This window comes from Janthinobacterium sp. SUN118 (assembly GCF_030397695.1).
In the GTDB taxonomy this organism is placed as follows: Bacteria; Pseudomonadota; Gammaproteobacteria; order Burkholderiales; family Burkholderiaceae_D; genus Janthinobacterium.
Map to the genome: position 1 here is coordinate 2501904 of NZ_JAPUBV010000001.1, position 20433 is coordinate 2522336.

Sequence of the window (20433 nt, forward strand, 5' to 3'; positions counted from 1 at the left end):
CGCCGTTGTCCTGCCCACTAGTTCTTTTGGCGGCCAGCTGTCCCCAAAATGGGGACAGCCTTGAGCCTGCCCGTCTGCATACTGTGTCTCAAGCCGGATCAGCCGGCGGCTCCCACCCCATAAAAACAGCAAGGGGGGAGCGACACCTTATGGAGACAAGCATGACCATCGCCCCGGCGGCTCCCCCCGCCATCCATGCGCCCGTCCTCGACGCGGCCACCGTGCAACTGGAACAGCAGGTGATGCGCAAGGTATCGCGCCATCTGCTGGGATTTTTGTTCCTGCTGTTCGTATTCTCCTTTCTCGACCGTATCAATATCGGCTTTGCCGGCCTGACCATGATGCAGGACCTGGGCCTGTCCGGCACCCAGTTCGGCTTTGCCACCACCCTGTTTTACATCGCCTACATCGCTTGCAGCATCCCCAGCAATATCGTGCTGGCGCGCATCGGCGCGCGTCGCTGGATAGGCTCGATGATGATCGCCTGGGGCCTGGCCTCGACGGCGACCCTGTTTGCCAGCGGCCCGGCCAGCCTGTATGCGCTGCGCTTCCTCGTCGGCGTGACGGAGGCGGGCTTTTTGCCCGGCATGCTGCTGTACCTGACCTACTGGTTTCCCAGCGCCTACCGCGCGCGGGCCAACGCCCTGTTCATGATCGCCATGCCCGTCACGGCCGCCATCGGCTCGGCCTTGTCGGGCCTGATCCTGGGCCTGGACGGCCACTGGGGCTTGAAGGGCTGGCAATGGCTGTTCTTGCTTGAAGGCATGCCTTCCGTGCTGCTGGGTCTGATGGTGTATGGCTACCTGGACGACGCGCCCCACAAGGCGAACTGGCTGGGCACGCTGGAACGGCAGGTGCTGGCGCGCATGCTGGCGGCCGAGCACAAGCCGGCGGCGCCGCAGGCCGTGGCACAGGCGCAGACCTCCGTGCTGGCGGAGATGTGCTCGCCCACGGTGCTGAAATTCGGCATCGCCTATTTTTGCCTGGTGAACACCCTGGCGATGGTGGCCGTGTGGACGCCGTTGATCGTGAAAAGTTTCAATAGCGGCGCCAGCAATACGCAGATCGGGCTGCTGGCGGCCATACCCCAAGTGTGCACGGTGATCGGCATGATTGCCTGGGGCCGCCGCTCGGACCGCCTGCAGGAACGCCGCTGGCACATCGTCTGGCCCATGCTGCTGTCGGCCGCCGGCTGGCTGCTGACCGCGTATGCCGGCAATCCCGTCGTGCAGCTGCTGGGCGTGTGCATGGCCTCGACGGGCGCCTACACGGCCATGTCCGTCTTCTGGACGACGCCGGACCGTGCGCTGAGCCTGGGCGCGCGCGCCATCGGCATCGCCGTCATCAATGCCACGGGCAATATCGGCTCGGCCCTGAACCCCGTCGTCGTGGGCTGGCTGAAGGATTTCACGCACAGCTTTGCCACGGGCTTGTTGTACGCCAGCGTGCTGCTGGTGGCGGGCGCGGCCATCGTGCTGACCCTGCCGATGGCGCGCGGCAAGGAACATTCTTGAAGAGGACACCATCATGAGCGACACGTTTCACCCCTATCCCCATGTGCCGACAGTCTATCCGCCCGGCAAACCGGCCGCTACGGGCACGCAGCATGTGCCCGTCGTGATCGCCGGCGGCGGCCCCGTGGGCCTGGCCACGGCCCTGGGCCTGGCGCGCCACGGCGTGCGCTCGGTGCTGATCGAAGCCGATGACGGCGTCTGCACGGGCAGCCGCGCCATCTGCATCTCGCGGCGCAGCCTGGAAATCATCGAACGCCTGGGCGCGCTCGACGGTTTTCTCGCCAAGGGCTTGCCGTGGGCCGGCGGACGCAGCTTTTACCGCGAGGAAGAAGTGCTGCACTTTACGATGCCGCAAGACGCGCACCAGAAATTGCCGCCGATGCTCAACCTGGCGCAATACCATATCGAACAATTCCTGCTCGATGCGGCCGAACGCCTGCCGGAACTGATCGATATCCGCTGGCAGACGCGGGTCACGGGCGTGGCGCGCCGCGCCGACGGCGTCACCGTCAGCGTGGCCACGCCCGATGAAAGCTACCAGATCGAGGCGGACTGGCTGGTGGCGGCCGACGGCGGGCGCAGCGCCGTGCGCGAGGCGCTGGGCTTGAAACTGCAGGGTACCAGCTATGAGGGCCGCTATGTGATCGTTGACATCCACCTGAACAGCAGCCGTCCGATGGAACGCCTCGCGTATTTCGATCCGCCGTCGAATCCCGGTTCGACCGTGCTGGTGCACAAGCAGCCCGACGACATCTGGCGCATCGACTACCAGCTGCGCGACGACGAGGATGCGCAGGCGGCCGTGCTGCTGGAAAACGTGGCGCCCCGCGTGGACAGCCTGCTGGCCATGATGGGGGAAACGGCACCGTGGCATCCCGTGTGGATCACCATCTACAAGGCAAACGCGCTGACGCTGGAGAAATACCGCCACGGCCGCGTGCTGTTCGCGGGCGACGCGGCCCACCTGGTGCCGATCTTCGGCGTGCGGGGAGCGAACTCGGGCATCGACGACGCCGACAACCTGGCCTGGAAGCTCGCATATGTCGTCCAGGGGCAGGCGCCGCACGGTTTGCTCGACAGCTATTCGGACGAGCGCGTGTACGCGGCCCATGAAAACCTGCGCCACGGCACGAAAAGCACGGAATTCATGGCGCCGCCCACGTTTGCCTTCGAGTTGATGCGCACGGCCGTGCTGGGCCTGGCGGGCAGGCATGCGCACGTGCGTTCCCTGATCAATCCGCGCCAGACCAGCGCCATCGCGTATGCGCGCTCGCCGTTGAACGGGGCGGATGCGGATGCGTTCGGCGCCGGTCCCGCGCCGGGCACGGTCTTGCCCGAGTGTCCGCTGGCGCTGCTGCAGGACGGCGCGCGGAAAGCCGGTTATATTACCGATCTGGTGCGGCTGGGGCAGGGGCGGTTTGCGGGCTTGTACTTCAGCGACGATGGCCAGGTGCCCGAGGAATTGCTGGCGCTGCGCGGCACGCTGCCGCTGGCGACCGTGGCCATTGCCCGCAATCCCGTGCGGACAGGCGGGGAACTGTGCGCCTGGGACCATACGGCGCAGGTATGCTCGCTGTTCGATGCGCAGCCCGGCACGTTTTACCTCGTGCGCCCGGACGGTCACGTGCTGGCGCGCTGGCGGCAGGTGCAGGCGGGGCAGGTGGCGGCAGCGCTGGCGGCGGCAGGCATCGGCACACAATCGTAACAAGGAGACAATATGACGGACATCGAACTCGATAATCTTTATACCGAGCTGTGCCACACCATGGGCGGCGTGGGCGAGCAGCGCGCGCCGCTGCTGCTGGCCCGCTTCGCCTTGCTGGCCATGGGCGCCATCGGCAAGGCCGACGTGGTGCAGGGCTTGCTGCGCGACGCGGCCGAAGGCCTGGCGGAGCCCGTATGATAGGCGCCGGTTATCAAAGCGGCTTCGGCAACGAATTTGCCACGGAAGCCGTGCCCGGCGCCTTGCCGCAGGGACAGAATTCGCCGCAGCAGGCGCCCCTGGGCCTGTATGCGGAACAGTTGTCGGGCACGGCCTTCACGGCGCCGCGCGCGCAGAACCGGCGCTCGTGGCTGTACCGCATCCGTCCTGCCAGCCGGCATCCGCCGTTTACCCTGCTGGCGAATCCCCGCATCGTCAGCGATTTCCATGCGATGCCGCCGACGCCGCCGAACCAGCTGCGCTGGGATCCGCTGCCGCTGCCCGATGCCGGCCAGGCGACGGATTTCATCGATGGCCTCGTGACGATGGCCGGCAATGGCAGCGCGGAAGCGATGAGCGGCTGCGCCATCCACCTGTATGCGGCGAACCGGCCCATGCAGCGCTTCTTTTACTCGGCCGACGGCGAGCTGCTGGTCGTGCCGCAGCAGGGCCGGCTGGCCATCGCCACGGAGCTGGGCCTGATCGAGCTGGAGCCGCAGGAAATCGCCGTCATCCCGCGCGGCGTGCGCTTTCGCGTGACCCTACCCGACGGCCAGGCGCGCGGCTATGTGTGCGAAAACTTCGGCACGGCGTTTCGCCTGCCGGACATGGGGCCCATCGGCTCGAACGGCCTGGCGAACGCCCGCGATTTCCTCACGCCGCATGCCGCGTACGAGGATATCGAGGGCGAGTGCGAGCTGGTGGCCAAGTTCGGCGGCCATTTGTGGCGCACGACGCTCGATCATTCGCCGCTGGACGTGGTGGCCTGGCATGGCAATTACGCGCCGTATAAATATGATTTGCGCCGCTTTAACACCATCGGCTCGATCAGCTACGACCACCCGGACCCGTCGATCTTCCTCGTGCTGCAAGCGCCCAGCGAAAACCCGCAACTGGGCGCCATCGACTTCGCCATCTTCCCGCCGCGCTGGCTGGCCGCCGAACACACGTTCCGCCCGCCCTGGTTCCACCGCAACGTGGCCAGCGAATTCATGGGGCTGATCCACGGCGTGTACGACGCCAAGGCGGCCGGTTTCGTGCCGGGCGGCGCCAGCCTGCACAACTGCATGTCCGGCCATGGCCCCGATGCGCAGACCTTCGAGCGCGCCTCGCACAGCGACACGTCGGCGCCCGTGAAGGTGGGCGACACCATGGCCTTCATGTTCGAGACGCGCACCATCATCAAGCCGACGCCATTCGCCTTGAACGGCGGCCTGCTGCAAAATGATTATTTCGAGTGCTGGCAAGGCTTGCGCAAGCACTTCGACCCGGACCAGGCCTAGTCAAGCGGCCCGCGCCCGGGTGTGCGGATTGACGGGCCGCGCCAGTCCCAGGTGGTCGCGCAGGGTGTTGCCTGCATATTCGGTGCGGAACAGGCCGCGTCGCTGCAGTTCCGGCACCACGAGGCGGGTAAAATCCTCGAAGCCTTGCGGCAGCAGCGGCGGCACGACGTTGAAACCGTCCGCGCCCCGTTCCGTGAACCACTGTTCCATCTGGTCGGCCACGGTCCTGACGGAGCCGATCGCTTGCAAGTGGCCGCGCGCCACGCGAAAGCGCAGCACCAGCTGGCGCAGGGTCAGGTGCTCGCGGCGCGCCAGTTCCAGCTGCTGCGCAAAGCGTCCCTTGCCGTTGTCCCCCGCCTGATAGGGCAGGTCGGGCAGGGGGCCGTCGAGCGGATAGCCGGCGAGGTCAAAACCGCCAAATTCCAGGTTGCTGAAGTCGACCAGCGATTGCAGCTCGCCGAACTGGTCCTGCGCCTGCTGGTCGCTTTCCGCCACCACCACCGACAGCCCTGGCGTGACCTTCAGCTGATCTTCGGCGCGGCCGTATTTCGCCATGCGCCCTTTCACGTCCGCGTAATACGCCTGCGCCACGGGCAGCGAGGTGGCCGAGCAGTACACCATCTCGGCCTGGCGCGCGGCAAATTCGCGGCCCGTGTCGGAATTGCCCGCCTGCACCAGCACGGGGTGGCCCTGCACGGGCCGGGGCAAGTCCAGCAAGCCTTGCGAGGCGAAATGCTCGCCGTGGAAGTCCAGCGCGTGGCCTGCCGCCGGCTGGTAGAACTGGCCGCTGGCGCGGTCGGGCCGGTCGAAGGCATCGTCATCCCAGCTATCCCACAGGGCCCTGGAGAGGGCGACGAATTCGTCGGCGCGCGCATAACGCTCCGCGTGACTGCGCGGTGCATCGATGCCGAAATTGCGCGCCGTGTGTTCGCCGAACGAGGAAACGACGTTCCAGCCCGCGCGCCCGCCGCTCAGGTGGTCGAGCGAACTGAATTTGCGCGCCACGTGATACGGATGTTCATAATTGGTGTTGACGGTGGCGATCAGGCCGATACGGCTGGTGACGGCGGCGATGGCCGATAGCAGGGTGAAGGGCTCGAACGGCAGGCCGATGGCGGCGCGGCCCGTTTCCGGCGCGACGTCGCCGGCGCGGCCGATGAAGTCGGCAATGAAAAAACTGTCGAATTTGGCCGCCTCGGCCAGCTGGGCGGCGCGCAGCCACCAGGCCAGGTCGGGCCGTCCGCTGGCGCTGGCCGATGGGTGGCGCCAGGCGGCAGGGTGGTGGCCGTGGCGTTGCAGGAAGACATTCAGGACGAGCTGGCGTGGCGGCATGGGAGTTCCGTGGTGGGCAGGCGACATTGCCTGCTCCACTGCCATTGCAAGGTTCGGGCCAGCACCGGAGCCGCACCTGAGCAGCAGCGGGCATATGCAAAATCCGGATAAGCTAGAACGGCACCATTCGTTCACGCCGGCGCTTTTTGCGCGGTATAGTCGGCGCATGGAACTCCTCGCCCACAACTTCAGCAGCGACTTTGCGCGCAGCGCCCACCTGGCCCGCGGCGCGGGCAGTGCCGATGACGACGGCGCGCTGGTTGCCTTCCGCGACCCGCAGCAAATGAGCTTGCTGGTGCGCGCCACGGCGTTTGTCTTTGCCGACCCCCACTCGCGCCAGTTGCACGAACTGATCGAACGCATCGCTCCCAGCGAGGCGACGGTGCTGATCACGGGCGAGACGGGCACCGGCAAGGAGCTGATCGCGCGCCACGTGCATGGCTTGAGCGGGCGCGCCGAGCAGCCCTTTGTGGCGATTAACTGCGGCGCGTTTTCCGAAACCCTCGTCGAGAGCGAACTGTTTGGCTATGAACGGGGGGCGTTCACGGGCGCGCAGCAGGGCAAGCCGGGCTGGTTCGAGACGGCCAGCGGCGGCACCCTGTTCCTCGATGAAATCGGCGACTTGCCGCTGGCGATGCAGGTCAAGCTGCTGCGCGTGCTGCAGGAGCGCGAAGTGGTGCGCCTGGGCGCGCGGCGCGCCATTCCCATCGACGTGCGCCTGATCGCCGCGACGAATGTGGACCTGGCCGAAGCCGTGCGGGCCGGGCGCTTCCGCGAAGACCTGTATTACCGGCTGCAGGTGATCGGCCTGCCGCTGCGGCCGCTGCGCGAGCGTCCGGGCGACGTCATGCCGCTGACGCGCCACTTCATGGCCATCTATGCGCAGCGATTGCACCTGGGCGAAGTGGAGCTGGGGGCCGATGCGCAGCAAGCCTTGCTGGCCTATCCGTGGCCGGGCAATATCCGCGAACTGGAAAACGTCATCCACCGCGCGCTGCTCGTGTGCCGCAGCGGCGTCGTGCGCGCCGAGGACTTGAGTTTGTCGGGCTGGCACCGCGCAGTGGCTGCCGCACCCGCGACGGCCCATGTGCCTGCTCCAGATGCCTGGGCCGGCGGCGCCGACATCGCCTACGCGGCACACGGCGCGGCCGCGCAGGACGACTCGCTGGCCGCCGAACGCTTCGCCCGCGCCTGGCAAGTCTTGCTCGACTCGGGCGAAGCCGTGGCATTCGAAGCCATGCAGCAGGAGCTGGTGCGCACCGCGTGGGAGCGCAATGAGCGCAACCAGGTGCGCACGGCCAAGCACCTGAACCTGAGCCGCAACATCCTGCGCACCTTCCTGAAAAAAGCGGGCGCCATCGATTAGCCTTGCGACTTCTCCCCTGGAGCCGGACCCGCAGCCATGCGGGCTCCGGCTTTTTTCATGGCTGCTGCCTATGCAGCAGTCTGCTGGCCAGGATGCAGCCGCTTGCTGCATAGGCAGCAGTGTCGGGCGCCGGTGGGTGTCCAGCACATGGCATGTTTTCTGCGAGGAGGGTGGGGCAGGCCGCGGCGCGCAATGTGCGGCGGTATTTTCTTCTATCCACGACAGGAGTCCATGCATGACCATTGAATTCATCTGGCAATTGCCCACCAGCGGCGACGGCCGCCATGCGGCGCCCGGCGTCACGCGCCGCGGCGAACGGGCCGCCGGCGCGCCCAGCCCCCTGCAGGCGGGCGTGAGCGACCCGCGCGGCGCGCGTCCGCCGTTCAATTACTACGACTACCTGCACCAGATCGCCCGCGCGGCGGACCTGTCCGGCTTCGACGGCATCCAGGTGCGCCACGATACGCAGGGCGATGAAAGCTGGATCGTCGCCGGCTACCTGGCGCGCAGCACGCGCCATTTGAAACTGATCGCCGAATTCGATGCGGCCTGGGGTTCGGCCGTGTACGCGGCAAAGAACGCCGTCAGCTTCCAGCGCTTCACGGGCGGGCGCTTCGCCTGGCAGATCGCGCATGGCGGCGATGCGGCAGCGCGCCGGCGCCAGGGCGATGCGGCGCCGGACGCCGATATCGTGCCGCGCATCGATGAATTCATCACGGTGGCGCGCGGCGTGCAGAATGCTTCTCCCTTCAGCTTCAAGGGCAGGTTTTTCGAAGTGCAGGATGGCGGCTTCAAGGGGCCGCTGGCGAACCACCCGCTCAACGGCATCTACCTGACGGGCGATAGCCCCGAGGCGCTGGAGCTGTCGGCGCGCCAGGCCGACGTGCACGTGTTCGACGCGGCGCCCGTGGCGGCCTTGCAGCCGGCCATCGACAGGCTGCACACGCAGGCGCGCCAGCTGGGCCGCACGGTGGCGGCGGGCTTGCGCATCGACGTGCTGGCCCGCGAAACGCTTGAAGAAGCCTTGCGCGATGCGCGCCGCTATCGCCGCGGGGCGGGGCTGGCCGACGATGCCCCGTTCGACGATGGCGCGGCCGCTTTCTGGCCCGGCTTTGCGCAGGCGCAAACGGGCGCCCATGGCGCCCTGGTCGGCAGCTATGAACAGGTCGGCGCCGCGCTGGAGGCATATGCGCAGGCCGGCGTGTCCAGCTTCGTGCTGGCGGCCATCCCGCATTTCGAGGAAGCCTACCGCATCGGCGAGCATGTGCTGCCACGCGTGCGGGCAGCCTTGAGCGCGCAACGGCAAGCGGCCTGAATTCCTGTATCCACCTTACTGAAGGAGCATCCCTGATGGCAATCGATTTTTTCTGGCGCATTCCCACGCATGGCGAACCGAGTTCGCACCGCGCCCGCACGCCGTTTCGCGGCGACTGGTTTCCCGGCAACGACAACCTGCGCCAGGCCGGCCTCGGTGGCGGCGGCGCCGACGGTTTCACCTACATCGACTACCTGGCGGAAATCGCCCGCGCGGCCGAAATATCGGGCTTCCAGGGCGGCCTGATTCCCTCGTTTCCCATGACGGACGAGCCGTGGGCCATTTCCGCGCTGCTGGCGCGCGAGACGCGCACCTTCCGCTTCATGATCCCGTTCCAGCCCGGTTTCCTCAACCCCGTGGTGGCCGCGCGCATGACGGCCAGCCTGCAGCGGGCCACGGGCGGGCGCGCCCTGTACAACGTCATCACGGGCGGCGGCGGGCCGGCGCAACTGTGGTGGGGCGATGCGGCCGGCCACGACGACCGCTATACGCGCACGACGGAATTCCTCGATGTGGTGCGCGGCGTGTGGCGCGGCGGGCCGTTTTCCTACCAGGGCAAGTTCTACCAGGTGGAAGATGCGGGCCTGGCCACGCCGCTGGCGGAGCAGGACTTCCCCGAGATTTATTTTTCCGGCTCGTCCGACGCGGCCCTCGGTTCCGCGTCGAAGCATGCGGATTACTACCTGACGTGGCTCGAGCCCTTCGAGCAGCTGCGCGAGAAATTCGCCCGCGTGCATGAAAAGACGGCGCTGCTGGGGCGCAAGATCAAGTGCGCCGTGCGCGTCGACATTGTCGCCCGCGCCACGGAAGAGGAGGCCTGGGACGAAGTGCGCAAGGGCTTCGACGCCGTCGATGCCGCCACCCTGCGCCAGTTCCTCAGCGCCGATGGCGGCGATTCCGTGGGCGCGGCGCGCCAGCGCGGCAACCGCCCGACCACCCTGAACAGCTACAAGGACCTGATCACGGCGCCGAACATCTGGTCTGGCTTCAATCTGCTGCGCGGCGGGCAGACGCAGGGCATCGTCGGCAGCTACCAGCAGGTGGCCGAGCGCCTCGACGAGCTGGTGCAGCTGGGCGCCGACGCCTTCATCCTGGCCAGCACGCCGCACCTGGAAGAGGCCTACCGCGTGGGCGAGGAAGTGCTGCCGCTGGTGCGCGGACATACGTCGGCCCTGCTGCGCGCCGCCTAAGTATCCCCTGTTGCCGCGACAGCAGCGCCATGGCCTGCTGTCGCGCAGGCAGCACGCGGCAGCGCCGCTGCTGCCAAATCAACAGCACTATCATCATGCTAGTCTTCCTTTGAAATCAAGCACTTGACTCACATTTTGCTGCGCTGCGGCAGCGGGCATGCGCCTTGCAATGACAGTCATCACCATCTCGCGTTTTGACTTTCATCAAGGATAACTACCCATGCGCCGTACGACTGCCCCCGCTGCCATTTCTTCATTCCCCTTCCATTTGACGCCAGTGCGCCGCGCGCTGCGCTCGGCCTTCGCCATCGGCGGCTGGATGCTGGTCCATGGCATGGCCCATGCGGAAACGCCTGCCGCCGATGTCATCGCCACGGCCGACGCGAACGGCGCCGGCGAGGGCGCCTCCTTGCAATCGGTGACGGTGACGGCGCAAAAGCGCGAGGAATCCGCGCAGAAGGTGCCGAGCGCGATCACGGTCCTGGGCGGCAAGGAGCTGCTCGACACGGGCATCGGCCGCTCGGCCAGCGAAATCCTCAATTACGTGCCGAACGCCTCGGCCGGCACGCAGCAGCATGGCCGCCCGCGCTGGTGGATACGCGGCGTCGGCGCTGGCCAGCAGCAGATCGACTTCCCCAATCCCGTCGGCTTCTATCTCGACGACGTCTACATCAGCAACTCCAGCGCCACGGGCTTTCCCCTGTTCGACCTGGACCGGGTGGAAGTGCTGCGCGGGCCGCAGGGCACCCTGTGGGGCAAGAATACGACGGGCGGCGCCATCAACGTCATTTCGCGCAAGCCCTCGTTCAAGTCCAGCGGCTACGCCAAGCTGGACTACGGCAGCTACGACACCAAGCTGGCCGAAGGGGCCATCGGCGGCGCGCTGGTCGACGAGGTGCTGGCGGGGCGGCTGTCCTTCCACACGGAGCAGCAGGACCGGGGCCGCTTCCGCAACCTGTTTACGGGCGAGCGCGATGGAAAACTCAAGGACAGCGCCATCCGCGGCCAGCTCAAGGCCCTGATCGGGCGCGACCTGACGGCCAATCTGAACCTGCATTACCGCGACTACACGACCAAGGGCGCCACCACCACGGTGGCCAGCTATGGCGCCAATGGCGTCTACCGCAATGGCTACGTCCCCAGCACGAATCCGGACGACGTGAGCACGAACGCGCCGGCCGACAGCGACGTGAAACAGGGCGGCGCCCAGCTGAACCTGGAATACGCGCTGGGCGAGCTGACCCTGACCTCGATCACCGGCTATGAAAACTTCCGCAACGAGGCGACGGGCGACAGCGACAACACGCCGCTGGAAGTGGGGCGCAGCCGCTCGAAGGCGAGCAGCCGCCAGGTGTCGCAGGAGCTGAGATTGACGTCGCCGCAGAACGGCGCCGTGAGCTGGGTGGCGGGCCTGTTCTACTTCAATGAAAAGATCGATTCCGATGCGGCCGGCGCGCGCCTGCCCAACGGCACGGTGCCGGCGCTGGCGGGCAGCACGCAGCCCGTCGGCTACAACCGCACCATCTACCAGCACAAGGCGCGCAGCGCGGCCATCTTCGGCAGCACGACCGTCAACTTCAGCGAGCAGCTGCTGTCCACGTTCGGCCTGCGCTGGACCACGGAAACCAAGGACCTGGACCTGCGCCGCGTGCAGGCCGCATCGAACACGGTGACGTTCGGCGATCCGTCCAACTGGTGGAACACGGTCCGGGGTGGCAATTACGCGGCCGCCTCCGTGGCCAACAACAACTTCACGTCGAATCCCTCGACCACGTGGAATGCGCTGACCTACGACGTGACGCCCGAGTACCGCTTCAGCCGCACCCTGCGCGGCTACCTGAAATACGCGCACGGCATCAAGTCGGGCGGCTACAACACGAGCGCCACGGACGTGCGCGCCCTGAACACGGTGAAGCCGGAGACCCTGAACTCGTTCGAGGCGGGCATCAAGTCCGAATGGCTGGATGGCCGCCTGAATTTCAACGCCAACGTCTTCCACTATGACTACAAGAACGTGCAGGTGAATATCACGGGCGTGTACAACGGCGACCCCACGCAAAGCGTGAACTACCTGCAGAACGTGCGCAAGGCCCACGTGAATGGCGCCGAATTCGAGGTCGAGGCGCAGCCGACGGACAATCTGCACGTCAACGCCAACGTGGGCCTGCTGCGCACGCAATTCGACGATTTCGCCATCCAGAACAATGGCGGCGACCGTTCCGGCAATGAATTCGTGCGCTCGCCCCATGTGACGGCCCTGCTGGCGGCCGACTACCGCTACCCGCTGGGCAATGGCGCGCAGCTGGTCTTCAGCGGCGACGTGCGCTACACGTCGAAGCAGTACTACTATGTCGACCCGCAAAGCGACGCGCGCGGCTTGCTGAACCAGGGCGGCTTCGCGCTGGCCAATGCGCGCCTGTCGTATGTGCTGCCGGGCGGCAAGCAACGGATCACGGCGTATGCGAACAACCTGGCCGACAAGGTCTACCGCAACCATACGCTCACCAGCTTCGTGCCGGGCGCGGTGAATGGCGACACCGTCATCATCGGCCAGGGCCGCACGGTGGGGGCGTCGTACACGCTGCAGTTCTAGGCGCGCGGGGCAGGGACAGGGGCGATATGCTATAGTCGCCGGGCGTGGCTGCCGCACCCTGTGCGGCAGCCACGCAACGTTCTCAGGGCGGGGTGCGATTCCCCACCGGCGGTAATGGCATGCGTGCCTAGCCCGCGAGCGCTTGCCGGCACGGTCTTCGGACCGGGACGGCAAGGTCAGCAGACCCGGTGTGATTCCGGGGCCGACGGTATAGTCCGGATAAAGAGAGAGCGGGATGTATCATTGTGTTGCTGCCGGCCTGCGCCCGGCGCATGGACGGCCTGCGTTTGCCGTCGGTGCGCGTGCGCGTATGTCTGCATGCGCAGTAGGGCGCGGCTGTTCTGCGCCTGTCATATCCCCTTCGATCCCATGCCCTGTTTTTATCATTCTTGAAAACAGGAGTTTCTTATATGTCACAACCTTCACACGCCGCACCCGGCAAGCGCATCGCTTTCATCCAGGCGGGCTGGCACCGCGACATCGTCGCCCAATGCCGCTTGTCCTTCATCGCTGACATGGCGGTCCTCGGCTTTGCCGAGGGCGAGATCGATGTCGTCGACGTCGCCGGCGCCTTTGAAATCCCCCTGCATGCGCAAGCGCTGGCCAGGAGCGGCCGGTACGCGGCGATTGCCGCTTCCGCGCTGGTGGTCGACGGCGGCATCTACCGCCATGACTTCGTCGCCGACGCCGTCATTTCCGGCATGATGCAGGTGCAGCTGGCGACGGGCGTGCCCGTGCTGTCGGCCGTGCTGACTCCGCATCACTTCCACGCGGGCCACGAACACCAGGAGTTCTACTTCCAGCACTTCAAGGTCAAGGGCGCGGAACTGGCCACGGCTTGCGCGGCCACCATCCATTCGCTGCAGCGGCTGGCGCAACCGGCCAGTGCGCCGCATGCGGCGCTGGCCGCCTAAGCGGCCGTTTGCCGCGTAGCGGCAATGCCGGGGCCAGCGCATCTGGATGCGCTGGCCTTTTTTACGCCGCCTGCTGCAGCAGCGCCGCCAGCCGCCGCTGCGCTTCCTCCAGGGGGCGGCGGTCGATCCAGGCGTCGATGTCGACGTCGCGGTCGAGGAAACCGTGCTGCAGCTGGAAATCCTTCTGCTGGCGGAACAGGGCCACCTTCTCGTCGGACAGGTCGGGCGCCAGCGTCAAATGAAAACCGTCGCGGTAGGCTTCGGCCACGGCGTCGGCGCCGGCCCGCGTCTCGCCCTGCAGGATGGCCAGCACGTCGGCCGGGTGGCTGCGCGCCCAGTGCGCGGCGCGCAGCGTCTGCGTCAGAAAGCGCACGACCAGCTCGAAGTGCTGCTCCAGCATCGTTTCATGCACGGTGATCGGGCGCGGCGTGCCGTTATTCACGCGGAAGCGGCGGTCGGGCAGGGCGTCGATGTCGATGCCCACTTCCAGCCCCGCCGCGCGTGCCGCCTCGGCCGCCGCCGCGCCTTTCACGTAGACGGCGTCGACTTCGCCGCGCAGCAGCGGGCCTATGCCTTGCCATAGCCCCGCGCCCAGGTTCTGCGCCGCTGGCGCCTCGCCTCCCACTTCCACCAGCCGCACGTCGTCGAGCGTCAAGCCGGCCGACGCCAGCACGCCCTTGTAGCCGGCCAGGCTCATGCCGCGCGCGATGCTGCGGCCGCGCCGGTTCTCGCGCAAATCCTCGGCGCGGAAGGCGGGCAGCGCCAGGCGCTTGCCCTGCAGCTGCGCCGGCGTCGCGATGCCGGCGCCGGGGCGCACGAGGATGGCTTGCCATTCGTCTATCCATGTGAGGCCGATCAGGCGCGTGGGCGCCCCTTGCGCGCGCGCGGGCAGGGCCAGCAGGTTGCCGCCTTCGCGCACGAGCGTGGACAGGCCATGGTCGTAATGGTGGCGCGCCAGTTCGCCGCCCACTTCCTGCAGGGTTTTCAGGGCGATGCCGTCGCGGGCGAATTCCTCTTCCAGCCAGCCCAGCTTGTAGGCCAGGCCCGTGGCCGTGGGCACGGGGCAGCGCGTGAACCAGACGGTATCGACGGTATCGGCGCCAGCGGAGGTTGCGGTAGTCATGGGATTCCTTGGTGAGGTGAGGGAAGACCAGGCGCTGCACGAAACATGCCCGCTGCCGGGGCCTGGTCCGCCGGATCTGGCCCGGCCCTGTGCTTGCTGGCTGGCCGACAGCGCCGGCGCCTGGCGCTGCTGCCGCGCCAGCAGCCGCTGTTGCGCCAGCAGCAGCCATCCGCCATTTCCCCGGCCCCTGGCGCTGGCACGCGTCTTGCGAAAGTAGGGGCAGGAGCGACCCGTATCCCTAACCCAAACTGAATGGAGCATGACATGACGGACGTGGCACAAGCGGAAGCACAAGCAGAAACCCAGGAGCTGACGGCGGCCGAACTGGCCTTCGTGGAGCAGGTGCGGCGCGATGCGCAGACGGCCTTCGACGGCTTGCGCGAGACGGGCAGCCTGACGGCCAACGGCACGGTGGGCTTCGTCGAGCGCACGCCGGGCGGCGACAAGGTGGTGGTGGTCAACGATCCGGGCCCGTTCCGCCGCGGCCAGCCCCTGAAGGCGGCCGTGCTGGCGCTGGACGGCACGGTGATCGTGGGCGACGCCAACAACGGCGGCGCGCGCTATCTAAAACTGTTCCGCGAGCGGCCCGAGGTCACCTCGATCTCGCACGTGCATTCGCCGTCGCTCGGCGCGTGGGCGCAGACGCACCGCACCCTGCCGATCCGCTACGTGCCCGTGCAGCGCTACCAGCTGATACGCGAAATTCCCATCTATATCGACCGCCGCCAGCCCGAAGTCGATTTCATCCTCGGCGAAATCGCGCGCAACACGCACGCCACGGCCATCCTGGAAGCGAATGGCGGCGCCACCGTGTGGGGCAAGCAGGGCTTGCTGAAGCTGGCCGAATTCATTTTGCTGCTGGAAGAGGGCGCGCAGATCCAGATCGCGGCCGAAGCCATCGGCGGCTCGCGCGACTTCGGCCCCGGCGTGCTGCTGCAGCAGTGGAAGATGAGCAAGCTGATCGACACGGCGCGCGCTCTTTCCCTGCTTCCTGCCACCGACTTGGTATAACTTTCAAGAACAGGTCCGCAATGTCATTGAAATTCTTACGTTTGACCTGGCGCAAGGCAGTCGCCGCCGCCCTGGCGGCCAGCCTGCTGGTGCCGTCGATTGCGGCCGCCGCCGAGCCGCTGCCGGCCGCCGTGCGCATCGCCGTCGTGGCGCGCACGGCGCCGTCGGGCAAGACCGTGTTTGCCGGTTCGGCCGCCCAGGTGGCCGCGCAAGGCTGGCTGGCCGCCGAGCTGGGCAAGCTGGGCGTGAAGCTGGAATGGGTGCCCGTCACCACCAATTCCGTGGCGACGCAAGTCAACGAAGCGTTTGCCAACCGTTCGATCGACCTGGCCCAGTATGGCGACTTGCCGTCGATTATCGCCAATGCCTCGGGCTTGCAGACGCGCCTGATCCTGCCCGGCGGCAGTTTCAGCAATACCTATCTGGTGGTGCCGAACGGCGCCACGGCCCGCTCGATCAAGGACTTGAAGGGCAAGCGGATTGCCCTGCACCGTGGCCGGCCGTGGGAATACCCGTTTGCGCGCCTGCTGGAAGCGAATGGCATGACCTTGCGCGACGTCAAGATCCTCAACCTCAATCCGCAGGCCGGCGCGGCGGCCGTGGCGACGGGCGGCGCCGATGCCTTCTTTACCCTCAGCGACGCCTTCCTGCTGGAAGATAAGAAGGTCGGCAAGATCATCTGGTCCAGCAAGGCGCCGCCGCAGGACTGGAAGATGCGCGCCGAACTGTGGGCCGACAGCGGCTTCCTGAAAAGCTATCCGCAGCTGGCCCAGCTGGTGGTGACGGCCTATGTGCGCGAGCACCACCGGGCCGCCGGCGCCGGCGGCGAAGACGAATACGTGCGCATCGAGGCCGCGTCCGGCCAGGTGGAAAGCGTGGTGCGGCGCGAACTGGCGGGCGACCACACGCCGTGGCAGGCGCGCTGGTCGCCCTTGTTTAGGGCCGGCCTGCGCCAGCATTACCTGGGCGAGGCGGCGTATGCGAAGAGCGCGGGGCTGATCGCGCGCCCGCTGCAAGTCGATAGCCTGTTCGCGCCGCAGTTCGTCAACCAGGCGCTGGCGCAGTTGAAACTGCAAACTTACTGGACGCCATGACTTCCATCGTCAACGCCATCCCCTTGCCACGCGCCAGGCCGGCGCCGCCAGCGCAGGCCGCGGCGGCGCGCACGCCGTGGCTGCGGCGCTTCGTGCGCTCGCGCTGGTCCGTGTGGGCCTCGCCGCTGGCCTTGCTCTTGCTATGGAGCATAGCCACCAGTTATGAATGGATGCCCGCGCACATTTTGATGTCTCCCTGGCAAGTGCTGCTGACGGCCCGCGACCTGGCCGAGAGCGGCGAACTGGGCCAGCACCTGGGCATCAGCCTGTTCCGCCTGCTGGCCGGCTTCGGCCTGGGCGCCAGCGTCGGCCTGGCCTTCGGCGTCGTGCTGGGCCTGTCGCCGGGCTTGCGCAGCTATGTCGATCCCACCTTCAATGTCTTGCGCCAGTTGCCGACGGTGGCCCTGATTCCCCTGTTTATCCTGCTGTTCGGCATAGGCGAGAGCTTCAAGGTGTTTATCGTGGCCAAGGCCAGCTTCTTCATCGTGGCGCTGGCCGTGCATGACGCCATCCGCAACCTGTCGCTGCGCTACTTCGAGGTGGCGCAAGTGTATTGCTTTTCGCGCTGGCAGCGCATCCGCCTGATCGTCTTGCCGGCCATCGTGCCGGCCGCGCTGACGGGCATGCGCATCGCGCTGTCGCGTTCGTGGATGGTGCTGGTGGGGGCGGAATTGCTGGCCGCCGACAGCGGCCTGGGCCAGATGATGGAAATGGGCCGGCAAATGTTCCGCCTCGACGTGGTGATGGTGGGCGTGGTGCTGACGGGCGTGATCGGCTTCGGGCTGGATCGTGCTTGCCATGCGCTGGAAGCACGGCTGATGCGCTGGAAGCGCGGCGCCAAGGGAGAGTCGGCATGAGACAACGCTTGATCCGTATCATCAAGGGCGCGCTGTTGCCGCTGTTCTTGCTGGGCGCCTGGCAATGGGCGTCCGGCCAGGGCGCGGCCGCCGCCTATATCTTCGTCTCGCTGGGCGACCTGGCGCACAGCCTGCGCGACCTGCTCGTGACGGGCGAGCTGTGGGTGCATTTGCGCGCCAGCCTGGGCCGCACCCTGGCCGGACTGCTGCTGGGCGGCAGCGCCGGCATCGCCACGGGCGCGCTGATGGCGCAGTCGCCGCTGGCGGAGCGCCTGATCGGACCGCTGTTCCACAGCATCCGGCAAGTTCCCCTGCTTGGCCTGATTCCCTTGCTGGGCCTGTGGGTAGGCAATGGCGACGGCGCCAAGCTGCTGGTGATCGCCATCGCCGCCTTTTATCCGACCGTGCTCAACACGTATGCGGGCATGCGCCAGGTGGAAGGACGCTTGCGTGAAGTGGGGCAGGTGCTGACCCTGACGCGTTGGCAGACCCTGCGCCGCATCTTGCTGCCGGGCGCCATGCCGGCCATCGTCACCGGTGTCACGCATGCGCTGGCGTTCGCCTGGCTGGCCTGCCTGGGGGGCGAACTGCTGTTTGCGGCCGGCCCCGGCATGGGTTCGCTGCTGCTCAACGGCGAAGTGTCGGGCCGCATGGACGTCGTCCTGCTGGCCGTGCTCGTGATCGCGCTGCTGGCGCAGGCGATGAACGTGGCGTTTGCGCGCCTGGCGCGCCTGTTGGTGAAGGGGCGCAGCAGTGAGTGAATCCCTGCCATTCCAGCCGGACGCGGCCATCAGTGCCCGCGATGGCGAGCTGCGCGCCTTCCTGCTGCGTTTTATCGGCCTGACCCTGCTGTCCGGCGTGACCATCGGCATGAACAAGGTGCTGGCCACCCTGCTGGGACTGCATCTGCACGTGAGCAATTTCCAGCTGGCCATGATCAGCAGCGCGGAAACCCTGGCCATGGCGCTGGGCACGATACCGGCCGGCTACATCCTGTCGCGCGGCAACCCCAGGCACCTGTACGCCGGAGTCAGCCTGAGCCTGGCGCTGGCCTTTTGCGTGCTGCCGTGGCTGCCGGGCTGGCAATGGGTGGCCCTGCTGATGTTCCTCGTCGGCCTGTGCATCTCGCTGCGCATCGTGGCCATGAGCACCGTGTTTCTCGTGCGCCTGCCGGAACTGGGGCAGGGCAAGGCCGGCTGGTACAAGGGGACCTTGATCCTCGGCATGCAATTCCTCGGGCCCCTGTGCGGCAATTACCTGATCGCGCAGCTGGGCCTGAAGGCGGGGTTCTTGATCTCGGCCCTGATGTTCGCCATCCTGGCCGTGCTGGGCTGGCACGTATTGCCCAACAATACGTTGCCAGGCAACACGGCACCCCGCAGGCAGGCCGGCCAGGCGCCGTTGCCTGGCGCGGCCAGCCTGCGCCAGCTGTTGCGCCTGCCCATCGTGCGCAGCACGTATCTGTTTGAAATCCTCGCCAGCTTCACGGCATCCAGCGTGGGCGTGTTTTCCATCCTGCTGGCAATCCGCGTGCTGCACTGGCCCGCGCACCACTCCGTCTGGCTGATGGCCGTGCAGGGACTCAGCTGCGTGCTCGTGCTGCTGTTCCTGGGGCGCTTCGTGCTGGCCAGCCGCCATCGCGAACAGCTGTACGGCGGCGCGCACCTGGCCATCATGGCCGCCTTGCTGATCCTCGGCCTGTGGCCCGGCAGCATCGCCTACCTGGGCGCTTCCGTGCTGCTGGGCCTGGGGCTGGGCGTGAATAACCTCGTGAATACAGACAATATCGCGCGCGCGCCCGTCGACAAGGCGCGCGTCTCGGCCCATTTGACCCTGTTCGGCATGGTGGGCGGCACGGCCGGCGCGCTGGCGGCGGGGCGCCTGGCCGACTTGGCGGGCTTGCGCAATGTGTTCCTGATCTGGCTGGCGCCCTGGCTGGCCGCCTGGCTCGTGTTCCACGGCAGCCGCTGGCTGCGCCGCGCGTCGCCCGCCGCTGTTTCTTCCCTCGCCCCTACTGCAGAGAGTGCGCCATGAATGATCTCGTTTCCCCATCGACCCTGCTGCCGCAGCGGTCACACCTGAGCGGCGGCTTGCAGGTGCAGCACGTGAGCAAGTCGTTTTCGCTGAAAGGCGCGCCGCTGCTGGTGCTCGACGATATTTCCCTGACGATTGCACCCGGTGAATTCGTCGCCATCGTGGGGGCGTCCGGTTGCGGAAAATCAACCTTGCTGCGCCTGCTGGCGGGCCTCGACACGGACTACACGGGCTTGCTGCTGCACGATGGCGTGCCGATCCGTGGCACGGATCTGCACCGGGGCCTCGTGTTCCAGGACCACCGCCTGTTTCCCTGGCTGACGGTGCAGCAGAACGTGGCCGTGGCTTTCAGCAATACCAAGGTGCCGCTGGCCGAGCGCGACGCGCGCGTGGCGGCGGAAATCACGCGCGTGGGCCTCGATGGCTATGCGGATGCGTATCCGCATCAATTGTCGGGCGGCATGTCGCAACGGGCCGCCATCGCCCGCGCCCTCGTCGGCCGGCCCGACGTGCTGCTGCTCGACGAGCCGCTGGGTGCGCTCGATGCGCTGACCCGCTTGCGCCTGCAGCAGGAGCTGCGCCGCCTGTGGCAGGACGAAGGCATCACCATGGTGATGGTCACGCATGACATCGACGAAGCCGTGTACCTGGCCGACCGCATCGTCGTGCTCGATGCGCGCCCGGGCAAGGTGCGCCGCGTGCAGGACGTGCCGCTGGCCCACCCGCGCCAGCGGGGATCTCCGGGCTTTGTCGCCATCCGCGATGGCTTGCATGCGGATTTCAGCGATCTCGACGATAGCCACGTGCCGCTGGCGACGGCGGAAGTCCATCCCAGCAGCTTGTGGGACGGCAATGAATGGGCGCGCAGGATGGCGCTGTAGTTTCC

At 67.2% G+C, this 20433-nt stretch carries 17 protein-coding genes and 1 riboswitch; of the genes, 15 read left to right on the forward strand and 2 right to left on the reverse strand.

All coding sequences use genetic code 11. The features are described from left to right. The first annotated feature begins 161 nt into the window (after positions 1-161). The 4 genes from O0880_RS11215 to hmgA are packed head-to-tail and all read left to right on the forward strand — an operon-like array spanning position 162 to position 4718. Entirely contained in the window at positions 162-1514 is a 1353-nt protein-coding gene (locus tag O0880_RS11215) for an MFS transporter (RefSeq protein ID WP_289886500.1), read from the forward strand. 13 nt (positions 1515-1527) lie between these two features. Next, positions 1528-3219, forward strand: coding sequence for an FAD-dependent oxidoreductase (locus O0880_RS11220; RefSeq protein ID WP_289886501.1), 1692 nt, complete (start codon positions 1528-1530; stop codon positions 3217-3219). A gap of 12 nt (positions 3220-3231) precedes the next feature. Continuing rightward, positions 3232-3417 (forward strand): hypothetical protein, encoded by a 186-nt coding sequence (locus O0880_RS11225; RefSeq protein ID WP_071323424.1) that lies wholly within the window; start codon positions 3232-3234, stop codon positions 3415-3417. Continuing rightward, positions 3414-4718, forward strand: a complete 1305-nt coding sequence (hmgA, locus tag O0880_RS11230) for a homogentisate 1,2-dioxygenase (RefSeq protein WP_289886502.1) — start codon at positions 3414-3416, stop codon at positions 4716-4718. The genes O0880_RS11225 and hmgA overlap by 4 nt, the downstream gene beginning before the upstream one ends. Here hmgA and O0880_RS11235 read toward each other — a convergent pair whose 3' ends face one another. Beyond that, complete coding sequence (locus O0880_RS11235; RefSeq protein ID WP_289886503.1) at positions 4719-6050, reverse strand: LLM class flavin-dependent oxidoreductase; 1332 nt, start codon at positions 6048-6050, stop codon at positions 4719-4721. Between the two features lie 166 nt (positions 6051-6216). On the opposite strand from O0880_RS11235, the gene O0880_RS11240 reads away from it, so the two are divergent. The 5 genes from O0880_RS11240 (at position 6217) to O0880_RS11260 (ending at position 13428) form a co-directional block, all read left to right on the forward strand. Further along, positions 6217-7416, forward strand: coding sequence for a sigma 54-interacting transcriptional regulator (locus O0880_RS11240; protein WP_289886504.1), 1200 nt, complete (start codon positions 6217-6219; stop codon positions 7414-7416). Positions 7417-7651: 235 nt separating this feature from the next. After that, the gene (locus tag O0880_RS11245; protein WP_289886505.1) at positions 7652-8731 is read left to right on the forward strand and encodes an LLM class flavin-dependent oxidoreductase; all 1080 of its coding nucleotides are present in this window, start codon (positions 7652-7654) and stop codon (positions 8729-8731) included. A 35-nt stretch (positions 8732-8766) separates the two neighbouring features. Continuing rightward, the gene (locus O0880_RS11250) at positions 8767-9921 is read left to right on the forward strand and encodes an LLM class flavin-dependent oxidoreductase (RefSeq protein ID WP_289886506.1); all 1155 of its coding nucleotides are present in this window, start codon (positions 8767-8769) and stop codon (positions 9919-9921) included. 220 nt (positions 9922-10141) lie between these two features. Beyond that, positions 10142-12514: a TonB-dependent receptor gene (locus O0880_RS11255; protein WP_289886507.1), complete on the forward strand. Its 2373-nt coding sequence runs from the start codon at positions 10142-10144 to the stop codon at positions 12512-12514. 74 nt (positions 12515-12588) lie between these two features. Then, a riboswitch (FMN riboswitch) is annotated at positions 12589-12750 on the forward strand. Positions 12751-12924: 174 nt separating this feature from the next. Continuing rightward, entirely contained in the window at positions 12925-13428 is a 504-nt protein-coding gene (locus O0880_RS11260; protein ID WP_289886508.1) for a 6,7-dimethyl-8-ribityllumazine synthase, read from the forward strand. A 61-nt stretch (positions 13429-13489) separates the two neighbouring features. Here O0880_RS11260 and O0880_RS11265 read toward each other — a convergent pair whose 3' ends face one another. Then, a complete protein-coding gene (locus O0880_RS11265) occupies positions 13490-14551 on the reverse strand; it encodes an ABC transporter substrate-binding protein (RefSeq protein ID WP_289886509.1) in 1062 nt (353 codons plus the stop codon). 264 nt (positions 14552-14815) lie between these two features. On the opposite strand from O0880_RS11265, the gene O0880_RS11270 reads away from it, so the two are divergent. Genes O0880_RS11270 through O0880_RS11295 form a run of 6 tightly spaced genes read left to right on the forward strand, consistent with a single transcriptional unit; the run spans position 14816 to position 20428 of the window. Further along, positions 14816-15562 (forward strand): class II aldolase/adducin family protein, encoded by a 747-nt coding sequence (locus O0880_RS11270; protein ID WP_289886510.1) that lies wholly within the window; start codon positions 14816-14818, stop codon positions 15560-15562. Between the two features lie 20 nt (positions 15563-15582). Further along, positions 15583-16656 (forward strand): PhnD/SsuA/transferrin family substrate-binding protein, encoded by a 1074-nt coding sequence (locus tag O0880_RS11275; RefSeq protein WP_289886511.1) that lies wholly within the window; start codon positions 15583-15585, stop codon positions 16654-16656. Further along, positions 16653-17513 carry an ABC transporter permease gene (locus O0880_RS11280; protein ID WP_289886512.1) on the forward strand — a complete coding sequence of 287 codons (861 nt, stop codon included), beginning with the start codon at positions 16653-16655 and terminating at the stop codon, positions 17511-17513. The genes O0880_RS11275 and O0880_RS11280 overlap by 4 nt, the downstream gene beginning before the upstream one ends. Further along, positions 17510-18274 carry an ABC transporter permease gene (locus tag O0880_RS11285; protein ID WP_289886513.1) on the forward strand — a complete coding sequence of 255 codons (765 nt, stop codon included), beginning with the start codon at positions 17510-17512 and terminating at the stop codon, positions 18272-18274. Before O0880_RS11280 ends, O0880_RS11285 begins: the two co-directional genes overlap by 4 nt. Beyond that, on the forward strand, positions 18267-19547 hold the full coding sequence (locus tag O0880_RS11290; protein ID WP_289886514.1) for an MFS transporter: 1281 nt from the start codon (positions 18267-18269) through the stop codon (positions 19545-19547). Before O0880_RS11285 ends, O0880_RS11290 begins: the two co-directional genes overlap by 8 nt. Beyond that, a complete protein-coding gene (locus O0880_RS11295; RefSeq protein WP_071323435.1) occupies positions 19544-20428 on the forward strand; it encodes an ABC transporter ATP-binding protein in 885 nt (294 codons plus the stop codon). Before O0880_RS11290 ends, O0880_RS11295 begins: the two co-directional genes overlap by 4 nt. Positions 20429-20433: the final 5 nt, after the last annotated feature.

Excerpts from the sequence above, each read along its gene's own strand:
- O0880_RS11215 (WP_289886500.1), top strand. The coding sequence starts at position 162 with ATGACCATCGCCCCGGCGGCTCCCCCCGCCATCCATGCGCCCGTCCTC.
- O0880_RS11220 (WP_289886501.1), top strand. The coding sequence starts at position 1,528 with ATGAGCGACACGTTTCACCCCTATCCCCATGTGCCGACAGTCTATCCG.
- O0880_RS11225 (WP_071323424.1), top strand. The coding sequence starts at position 3,232 with ATGACGGACATCGAACTCGATAATCTTTATACCGAGCTGTGCCACACC.
- hmgA (WP_289886502.1), top strand. The coding sequence starts at position 3,414 with ATGATAGGCGCCGGTTATCAAAGCGGCTTCGGCAACGAATTTGCCACG.
- O0880_RS11235 (WP_289886503.1), bottom strand. The coding sequence starts at position 6,050 with ATGCCGCCACGCCAGCTCGTCCTGAATGTCTTCCTGCAACGCCACGGC.
- O0880_RS11240 (WP_289886504.1), top strand. The coding sequence starts at position 6,217 with ATGGAACTCCTCGCCCACAACTTCAGCAGCGACTTTGCGCGCAGCGCC.
- O0880_RS11245 (WP_289886505.1), top strand. The coding sequence starts at position 7,652 with ATGACCATTGAATTCATCTGGCAATTGCCCACCAGCGGCGACGGCCGC.
- O0880_RS11250 (WP_289886506.1), top strand. The coding sequence starts at position 8,767 with ATGGCAATCGATTTTTTCTGGCGCATTCCCACGCATGGCGAACCGAGT.
- O0880_RS11255 (WP_289886507.1), top strand. The coding sequence starts at position 10,142 with ATGCGCCGTACGACTGCCCCCGCTGCCATTTCTTCATTCCCCTTCCAT.
- O0880_RS11260 (WP_289886508.1), top strand. The coding sequence starts at position 12,925 with ATGTCACAACCTTCACACGCCGCACCCGGCAAGCGCATCGCTTTCATC.
- O0880_RS11265 (WP_289886509.1), bottom strand. The coding sequence starts at position 14,551 with ATGACTACCGCAACCTCCGCTGGCGCCGATACCGTCGATACCGTCTGG.
- O0880_RS11270 (WP_289886510.1), top strand. The coding sequence starts at position 14,816 with ATGACGGACGTGGCACAAGCGGAAGCACAAGCAGAAACCCAGGAGCTG.
- O0880_RS11275 (WP_289886511.1), top strand. The coding sequence starts at position 15,583 with ATGTCATTGAAATTCTTACGTTTGACCTGGCGCAAGGCAGTCGCCGCC.
- O0880_RS11280 (WP_289886512.1), top strand. The coding sequence starts at position 16,653 with ATGACTTCCATCGTCAACGCCATCCCCTTGCCACGCGCCAGGCCGGCG.
- O0880_RS11285 (WP_289886513.1), top strand. The coding sequence starts at position 17,510 with ATGAGACAACGCTTGATCCGTATCATCAAGGGCGCGCTGTTGCCGCTG.
- O0880_RS11295 (WP_071323435.1), top strand. The coding sequence starts at position 19,544 with ATGAATGATCTCGTTTCCCCATCGACCCTGCTGCCGCAGCGGTCACAC.